At 40.4% G+C, this 950-nt stretch carries 1 protein-coding gene and 1 pseudogene; both read right to left on the minus strand.

From position 1 onward, the window contains the following. Positions 1 to 72: 72 nt before the first annotated feature. Positions 73 to 720 (minus strand): hypothetical protein, encoded by a 648-nt coding sequence (locus tag D5269_RS17950; RefSeq protein ID WP_120487659.1) that lies wholly within the window; start codon positions 718 to 720, stop codon positions 73 to 75. Positions 721 to 785: 65 nt separating this feature from the next. Next, positions 786 to 950, minus strand: a pseudogene (locus D5269_RS18770) (ABC transporter ATP-binding protein); the annotation flags it as partial.

Below are 950 nucleotides of genomic sequence, written 5' to 3' on the forward strand. Positions count from 1 at the left end.
TTCGTTTACATTGCCGCTATCGCTATTTTGTTGATTTAGCTCAGCCTTCACTATTTTTCAAACAAGCCCTAATTATTCAGCTTTGCTTTTTATAAACAACATCGCCATAGTGATGCCACATAAAGCAAAAAGTAAAACTACAACGCCAACCATACTCATACTGACTTTTGGCAAAGCCTCTCCGGCGCAGACCTGCAAATTCTCCACAGCATACTCGGCCATATCCAATGTAAAGAAACGCAGCATCACATCTTCTGGTGGATTTTCCCCCGGATCCAAGAAAAGGGCGGCCTCATTGATGCCTGCATCTAATGTTAGCTGATATTCTTGCTCGTCATTATCATAATTGTCTCCCAATAAATCTACATGTAATACATTTCCAGCATATTCTGCTGGGCAGTCAACGACAAATTGCACATAGATGCTCTCCAGTTCTCGCAAACTCAAATAAGCATAATAACTAACAGCATTGCCGGCCTGATTATTTTGCATTAGAAGCACCTCAGAAGTGCCCTTCACCTCGCCATTATCAGCTATAAAATCGCTGGTTTTCAGCAAAGGGAGATCCGTAATAGCTTGATATTGCACAGGCCCCCTCCAATAGCTGACCATTGTCAAAACAGCCATATAGCAGCCTATCATTTCAACTATTAAAATGCATTTTAATAGGGAGCGTTTTCTAAGCCAACTTTTTGCTATATCTTTTTTATTTGTATCCATAAATCCATCTCTCTTTGTAGCAATTCAAAAGATTATTTCATATTTATATAAGTTTAGGGTTACATCTAAATCTGAAATTCCCCAAATAGAAATGCTGTATATTGATCACAAATCGGCCCCATCTCTCCAAATGCGATCTGCTTCCCTTTGTGTAACCACAGCACCTTGTTGCAAAGTTCTCGAATCTGATTCAGCGAATGCGACACCAAAATCGTTGCCGCACCCCCGTC

Source organism: Anaerotruncus sp. 1XD42-93 (genome assembly GCF_009917605.1).
GTDB lineage: Bacteria > Bacillota > Clostridia > Oscillospirales > Ruminococcaceae > Anaerotruncus.